Below are 8,242 nucleotides of genomic sequence, written 5' to 3' on the forward strand. Positions count from 1 at the left end.
ATTTGATAAGATAACGTTGCCGTTTAACGCATTTTGAGATGCTCTACGATAGTATCGTTCTGCGCCAATGTCAGATTCCGGTCAGCGGATAGGTGGATGCTGTGTCGCGATAATTGGTGGTTGTTGACGAACTTCCAACAACCACCAATTATCGGGGACGAATTCAAGACTCGCACGGGTTTTGGCGTGGCTTGAATTCGAGGACTGAGACCGCTCTTCGGCTCAGACCGGCCCCACAGCAGGAACCTAGCTGCTGACCGGAATCGATAGTTCACGCAAATCAAACTTCACAAACTAAACAGAAGAATGCTTACGCTGGACACAAACGATAGTAAAAAAGCCTCGGCGTGTATTCACCAGTTTTTCTTATTGGTTAATTGAGTTGACCAGTGTTTTTTTAATGAAGAATGTGTAAATGTATATTTTAATGCATAAAACGCCTAAATTGGTCTACTTTATGTATAAAATAAGCCGATTTATATGATAAGTTGCATAAACAATGAAAATGGTGTAAGGTAATGGTATTAAATTTTTTAGAGAGGGAGTTTCGTAGATGAAAGTCCAGGGGAAAAGGATTCTTCAAGTACTGATAACGATTGGTTTATCGCTATTATTCTTTATGAGCATGAGTACCAGTACAACTCATCAAACCGCGTACGCTGCGGATCAAACACTGCAACACATTAAAAATAAGGGGACGTTGGTCGTGGCCACGTCACCCGACTATCCACCATACGAGTTCTTAGCCGATACAAAGGGTAAGGAACGAATCGTTGGGATGGATATCAAGGTCATGGAAAAAATTTGTAAGGACCTTGGTGTTAAACTGAAGTGGAAGAGTATGTCGTATGACTCACTTTTGGTTGCTATCCAAACTGGGAAAGCCGACGTGGCGATCGGTGGGATCAACCCAACCGCAAAGCGGCGTCAAAGTGTTGATTTCTCCGATATCTACTATAGTGGTGGTCAAGCATTCTTGATCAACAAGACGGATAAGGCGAAGTTTACAAGTCAAAAGCAACTCACCAACAAAAAAATTGGTGCCCAAACGGGGACGTTGCAGTACGAATTGGCTAAGAATAAGATCAAAGGTAGCACGGTTAAAGGGATGGACAAAAACACCGACCTCGTGCTGGCTTTGAAGACCCATAAAATCGATGCGTTAGGAATTGAAAAGCCATCTGCTGAAGCTTACGTGAAGAACGATCCAGATTTGGCCATGATTCCATCAAGTTATCACTTAAACAAAAACGAAATTGGGGCCGCAATTGCCTTTAAGAAGGGCTCAACAACCTTGGAAACGGCCGTCAACAAGAGTATTGCCCAAATCAAGTCTAAGAACTTGACCGAAGGCTACTTGGCTGATGCTGGTAAATACATGAAGGTCAACACTAACGATACCTCAATGCCACATTACTGGAAATACTTCGCTAAAGGGATCGAATATACGCTGATTATTTCCGCAGTTTCCGTTGTACTTGGGGTTGCGTTAGGGACGTTACTGGCCTTGATGCGGTTTGCCAAGAGTAAGTTTTTGCACGCCATTGCGATTGCCTACATTGAATTCGTCCGTGGGACACCACTGATGGTTCAAGTGATGTTTGTTTACTTCGGGATCGGGATCATTGTCAACTTACCAGCGTTACTTTCCGGGATCATCGCGGTCTCCTTAAACAGTGGGGCCTACGTTGCCGAAATTATTCGTGGTGGGATCAATTCCGTTTCGAAGGGGCAAACCGAAGCATCAGCTAGTTTGGGGTTAACCAAGACCGATACCATGCGGTACGTGGTCTTACCACAAGCATTGAAGAACATTTGGCCAGCCTTAGGGAACGAATTTATTTCCCTGATCAAGGAAAGTTCAATTGTGTCAATTATCGGGGTTACCGACTTGATTTACCAATTGAACATTGTGCGGGCGGATACGTACCGTGGCGTTATGCCGGTATTTGTCGCCATGATGATTTACTTCGTCATTACCTTTATTCTGACCAGAATCTTAAACTTCTACGAGAGGAAGATGAAACATGCCAAGTAATGCATTGATCGAGGTTAACAAACTCGAAAAAAAATACGGTGACAACGAAGTGCTAAAGGAAATCGATGGCGTTGTTGAACCCGGACAAGTGATCTGTGTGATTGGACCTTCTGGTTCCGGTAAGAGTACCTTTTTGCGTTGCTTAAACCTGTTGGAACAACCAACAGCCGGGCACGTGATGTTTGAAGGTAAGGATACGCAAAGCTTCACCGAAGATGAATTGACGACCATGCGCGAACGGATGGGAATGGTGTTCCAAAACTTTAACCTGTTCCCAAACATGACCGTGTTGGAAAACCTGAAACTGGCACCAATTCGCGTGAAGCACATGTCGGATGCCGAAGCTGGCGAAAAGGCTTTGAACCTACTAAAGCGGGTTGGTTTAGGTGAAAAGGCCGACGTTTACCCAGCTAGTCTGTCCGGTGGGCAACAACAACGGGTGGCCATTGCGCGTGCCTTGGCGATGGATCCAGAAGTCTTGTTATTCGACGAACCAACCAGTGCGTTGGATCCTGAAATGGTCGGTGAAGTACTGGCCGTTATGAAGGAACTGGCCGAAGAAGGCATGACGATGGTGGTCGTGACCCACGAAATGGGCTTCGCTCGTGAAGTGGCCGATCAGGTTTGGTTTATGGCTGACGGGTATATTCTGGAAAAGAATGAACCGAATGAGTTATTTAACCATCCGCAAAATGAACGGACGCAGGACTTTATTAGTAAGATTATTGGAAATTAGATTGGAACAGGCTTAAAGCTCGTGTGGCCAAGTTGGCTGCGGGGGCTTTTTGTTTTTGGGGTGGGAATTGCGCGGTTAGGTTACCGTGCCGAATGGTGCTGCGTGCTTATCCTTTACCCAAACGTGCATTCGGGTTATAATGATAGGTCGAGAATGACGAAGGAGGGGTCGCTGTGGCATCAGAGTATTTAGAGCATAAATTGGCGTTGTTGCCTGGTATGCCGGGAATCTACATGATGAAAAATATTAACGGCACGATTATCTATGTCGGGAAGGCTAAAAATCTGAAGAACCGGGTGCGGTCGTATTTCAAGAGTAGTCACGAGGGAAAAACGGCTCGTTTGGTGTCTGAAATTGCTGATTTTGAGACCATTGTGACGTCGACGGACAAGGAAGCCTTTTTACTCGAAATTACGCTGATTCAAAAGCATCAACCCCACTACAATATCAAGCTAAAGCAGGGTACTGGGTACCCGTACATCAAAATTACCAACGAACGTGATCCTCAGATGTTGATCGTAAGCACGGTCAGAAAGGATGGCGCCTATTATTTTGGTCCCTATCCAAACGTGTATGCAGCGGAGGAGACCCTGCATTTTCTGCAAAAGGTTTACCCGTTACGACGGTGTACCGGTTTCCAAAACCGGCCGTGTTTGTATTATCACATGGGTCAATGTCTAGGCGCATGCTTTAAAGAAGTGCCGGAAGCGACATACAAGCGCCAAATTGAACACATTAAGTCGTTTTTGAACGGGAACGTGGCGACCGTGAAGCGTCATTTAAATCAACAGATGACCGAAGCAGCCGAAAAATTGGAATTTGAGCGGGCGGCTGAGATTCGTGACCAGATGCACTACATTGAAGTGACCGTTGAAAAACAGAAAATCATTTCAACCGACCGGACCCCACGTGATATTTTCAACTTTTATCTGGATAAGGGTTGGTTGTCCGTGCAGGTGTTCTTTATTCGCCAAGCGCGGTTGATCAAGCGGGAAAAACGACTGTTTCCAATCGTGAACAGTGACGTGGAAGAAATGACGAGTTTTATTATTCAGTTCTATAACCGAAAGAACAGTGTGCTGCCAAAGGAGATTTTAGTTCCGGATAGTTTACCGAAAGATATTTTAGAGGAGATGCTACCGGTGCCGGTGCGGACGCCGCAGCGGGGTGAAAAACGTGCGTTACTAGAAATGGCTGGAAAAAATGCGCGCCTCGTCCTCGAAGAAAAGTTCCGGTTATTGGAACTGGATGAACAAAAAACCACTGGGGCGATGAAAGAGATTACGGATGCATTGGGCATCGCGCCGGGCCATAAAATCGAGGCCTTTGACCACTCTCACATCCAAGGCGCTGACCTGGTCTCCGCCATGGTTGTCTTCGTGGACGGTCAACCGAATAAAAATTTGTACCGAAAATACAAACTCAAGACGGTCGATCACGCAGACGAAACGGCTAGTACCCAGGAAGTGATTCGCCGGCGCTACACCCGCTTGTTGAAGGAACACGCACCGTTGCCTGACCTAATTCTAATGGATGGTGGTCCAATTCAACTCGAAGCGGCCAAGGACATTCTGGAAAATGAACTAGGACTTAATGTTCCGGTAGCGGCAATGGTTAAAAACGATAAGCACCGGACCGCTGATTTATTGTCGGAAGTCGGGGATACGCCGCTTCACCTAGATCCCAAGTCACAGGGCTTTTACCTCTTGCAACGCATCCAAGATGAAGTGCACCGGTTCGCAATTACGTTCCACCGCAAAGTTCACGCCAAGAATTCGTTGAGTTCGCGGTTAGATGATATTGCGGGGGTGGGGCCAAAAACGCGTAACAAGTTATTGCGAGAATTTGGCTCAATGAAGAAGATTGCGGCCGCTTCCACAGAAGAGTTACAGAAACTGGGCATTTCGAAACCAGTGGCCGATACGATTCGCTTAACGTTGGCCAAGATGCCTGAAACAAATTAGAATCTGACGAAATCTGAAATAACTGTGGTAATTTCGGTCATTTCATTGGATAATGACAAGGTTAGAGCAACTGAACGAATTCAAGAAGTATGGAGATAAATTATGTTTGTAGATCACGTAACGATAAATGTAAAGGCCGGTAATGGTGGAAACGGAATGGTTGCCTTCCGGCGTGAAAAGTATGAGCCCAATGGTGGCCCTGCTGGCGGTGACGGTGGTCGCGGCGGTAGTGTTATTTTTCGGGTCAACCAAGGACTGCGGACGTTAATGGATTTTCGGTATAACCAGAAGTTCAAGGCAGAGCCCGGTCAAAAGGGTGGTATCAAAGGAATGACTGGTCGCGGCGCAGAAGACCGCATCATTTTAGTTCCTCAAGGGACCACTTTGATTGATGATGAAACCAACATGGTGATTGCGGACCTCGTTGAACCAGATGACGAGATCGTTGCCGCTAACGGTGGCCGTGGTGGTCGTGGTAACGTCCACTTTGCGACGCCTAAAAACCCGGCGCCGGAACTCGCTGAAAATGGCGAACCTGGTGAAGAACGGCGAGTGCGGTTGGAACTTAAGCTATTGGCCGATGTTGGGCTGGTTGGGTTCCCATCTGTTGGTAAGTCAACGTTATTAGCTGCCATTACGAGTGCGAAACCTAAAATTGGCGATTACCACTTTACAACGTTGTCACCTAACCTGGGTATGGTGCGCTTAAATGATGGTCGCGACTTTGCGGTTGCCGATTTGCCAGGGTTGATTGAGGGTGCTGCTAGTGGGATCGGTCTGGGCATCGAATTCCTACGCCACATTGAACGGACTCGGGTACTCCTTCACTTGATTGATGTCAGTGGCTTTGAAGAACGCGACCCTTACGAAGACTTCCAAAAGATCAACGATGAACTGAGAAAGTATGATCCAGACCTCTTGTTGCGGCCTCAAATCGTGGTTGCTACTAAGATGGATCTCCCCGACTCAAAGGAAAACTTAGAAATTTTGAAACAAAAACTGGCCGCGGATGACACATTGCCAACCGCACCAATTGTGATGGCCATTTCGAGTGTGACCCACGATGGGTTAACGCCGTTGATTGAAAAGACGGTTGAAGTGCTTGATCAAACGCCAGCCTTCCCAGTTAAGGGTGTGGATGACCTTGAGCAGATGTTACCTGAACCAGAATCAACTGAGCCAACTGACCACTTTGATGTGACGCGTGACGAAGATGGTACTTGGGTCTTAAGCGGTGCTAAACTAGAGCGCCTCTTCTTAATGACGAACTTTGATCATGAGGAAAGTACGCTTCGATTTGCCCGTCAGTTACGTGGCATGGGTGTCGATGAAGTTCTGCGTGATCGTGGCGCTCGCAATGGTGATTTAGTTCAGATTGAAGATTTCACCTTTGAATTTGTTGAATAGTAACTGATTCGCTTAACAAGTTTAAAAGTTGAAATGGGGGAGAATTGATGCAACAGCAGGGAAGTAAACGACTGAAAAACAGCCGCTATATTTCTGGATTCGATGGCATTCGGACCATCGCCGTTTTTGGGGTGATCGTTTACCACTTACTACCTTACAGCCTACAGGGTGGTTATCTTGGTGTGCCAATATTCTTTGTGGTTTCGGGATATTTAATTACGGATCTTTTATTACAAGAGTACGAACAAAATGGTCGAATTGACATACCCGCGTTTTACGGGCGCCGAATGAAACGACTTTATCCGGCACTGGTCACGATGGTACTGACAACTGCGGCGTACATTACGCTGTTTCAACGATCATTGTTTGTTAATCTGAAGGCAATTATCGGCACTAACCTGCTTTATGTTTATAACTGGTGGGAAATCGGTCACGGACAGTCGTATTTTGATCGGTTTAACGGTGAATCACCTTTTACCCACCTTTGGTCATTATCGATTGAAGGCCAGTTTTATCTTTTTTGGCCGTTACTGTTAGTCCTCTTTTTGTGGGTATTTCGGCAACGCAAAACGATTTTTTACATTGTTTTGGCCACGGCTGGTATCTCGGCAATTTTGATGGGCATCCTGTATGCGGGTCCGGATAACACCAACCGGGTCTATTACGGAACTGATACCCGGATGTTTGCGATTTTGTTAGGCGTTGCATTGGCTTTTATTTGGCCTGCGACGAAGCTGAAGGTCAAATTACCGCAACGAGAACGATACTTGATCAACGGGGTGGGCTTTGTTAGCCTCGCCGTGATCGCGTGGTTATTTGTGACGCTATCTGGTCAAAGTACGATTACGTATCGTGGCGGCATGCTTGTCTTTACACTGTTTTCAGCTTTATTGGTAGCAGCAGTGGCCCATCCCGCAGGCATCTTGAACCGGGTGTTGACCAACCGGTTATTTACCTGGATTGGGAAACGCAGTTACGGGATTTACCTTTATCAATTTCCAATTATGATTTTTTACGAGGCCAAGGTTACCATTTCAGCGCATCCGGTATTAAATGCATTGATTGAGGCGGCTTTGATCTTAATCGTCAGTGACCTGTCATACCGGTACCTTGAACGACCAATGCGCCGGTATAACTATCGTCAGCTACCGACACTATTGCGTGAATTAGTCGCTAAAAATTCAGTGTACGGGCTTCGACGTTGGGTCGCTTTACCGGCTGCGGTCGTTGTGGTCATCGCTTTATTTGGGGCTGCAACCGCACCATCTCGGCAATCAGCAAAGCAAACGGCACTTCAGACGAATATCAAACGTAATCAAAAAGCGGCTGATAAACGTAATACGGCGGCGTTGAAGAAGCAGAAAGCTGCTGAAAAGCGAGCTGCGGAACAAAAGAAACAAGCACAAGCGTTAGCGAAAATTAAATTAACTAAACGTGAAATTGCGGTTCATCGAGAATATGGATTGACGAAACGACAACTGGTAACGGCGAGAAATCTCTCAATCACAGCGATTGGCGATTCGGTCATGGTCGACGTGTCAAAAGACCTTCAGTCCGTCTTTCCGAACACCTATGTTTCGGCGTCTGTTGGTCGCCAAATTTGGCAAGCGCCAAAGCAGATCCAAGCACTTCAAGCAAAGGGCGCTCTGGCCGATAACGTGGTCATTAATTTGGGAACGAACAGCCCAATGACGGATGCGCAGATCAACAGCGTCATTCGAATGATTGGCCCGAAGCGCAAAATTTTCTGGGTCAACACTCACGTGCCAACCCGAAACTGGGAGCATCAAGTCAACGCAACGATTCTACGGGCGGCTAAGCGCTACCCGAACGTTGAAGTGGTTGACTGGCATGGTCTCAGTCAAGGACACCAAAATTGGTTCTATAAAGATAACGTGCACCCGAACCCAACTGGGAATCGGTACTACACGATGCTACTGGCTAAGCACTTGACGAAAGCGCAATAGTCTAAAAACACCTCACTAGACGTTCTAGCGAGGTGTTTTTGCTGTCGTTTGTATCCAGCGTAAGCATCATTGATGTGAGTTTGTGAAATGTGATTTGTGTGAACTGACGATCCCGGTCAGCGACTAGGTT

General features: G+C 46.5%; 5 protein-coding genes. All 5 read left to right on the forward strand.

What is annotated here, in order from left to right; translation table 11 throughout:
• The first annotated feature begins 553 nt into the window (after window positions 1-553).
• Window positions 554-2,038, forward strand: a complete 1,485-nt coding sequence (locus tag ACYVR3_RS15690) for an ABC transporter substrate-binding protein/permease (protein WP_057151701.1) — start codon at window positions 554-556, stop codon at window positions 2,036-2,038.
• Window positions 2,028-2,774: an amino acid ABC transporter ATP-binding protein gene (locus tag ACYVR3_RS15695; protein WP_054737453.1), complete on the forward strand. Its 747-nt coding sequence runs from the start codon at window positions 2,028-2,030 to the stop codon at window positions 2,772-2,774. The genes ACYVR3_RS15690 and ACYVR3_RS15695 overlap by 11 nt, the downstream gene beginning before the upstream one ends.
• 173 nt (window positions 2,775-2,947) lie before the next feature.
• Window positions 2,948-4,738, forward strand: coding sequence for an excinuclease ABC subunit UvrC (gene uvrC / locus ACYVR3_RS15700; RefSeq protein WP_461244964.1), 1,791 nt, complete (start codon window positions 2,948-2,950; stop codon window positions 4,736-4,738).
• 102 nt (window positions 4,739-4,840) lie between these two features.
• Window positions 4,841-6,145: a GTPase ObgE gene (gene obgE / locus ACYVR3_RS15705; protein WP_461244965.1), complete on the forward strand. Its 1,305-nt coding sequence runs from the start codon at window positions 4,841-4,843 to the stop codon at window positions 6,143-6,145.
• 47 nt (window positions 6,146-6,192) lie between these two features.
• On the forward strand, window positions 6,193-8,112 hold the full coding sequence (locus ACYVR3_RS15710) for an acyltransferase family protein (RefSeq protein WP_461244966.1): 1,920 nt from the start codon (window positions 6,193-6,195) through the stop codon (window positions 8,110-8,112).
• Window positions 8,113-8,242 lie beyond the last annotated feature (130 nt).

It is taken from the genome of Secundilactobacillus muriivasis (genome assembly GCF_054785195.1).

Coding starts and splice junctions, on each gene's coding strand:
- ACYVR3_RS15690 (WP_057151701.1), top strand. CDS start 554: ATGAAAGTCCAGGGGAAAAGGATTCTTCAAGTACTGATAACGATTGGT.
- ACYVR3_RS15695 (WP_054737453.1), top strand. CDS start 2,028: ATGCCAAGTAATGCATTGATCGAGGTTAACAAACTCGAAAAAAAATAC.
- obgE (WP_461244965.1), top strand. CDS start 4,841: ATGTTTGTAGATCACGTAACGATAAATGTAAAGGCCGGTAATGGTGGA.
- ACYVR3_RS15710 (WP_461244966.1), top strand. CDS start 6,193: ATGCAACAGCAGGGAAGTAAACGACTGAAAAACAGCCGCTATATTTCT.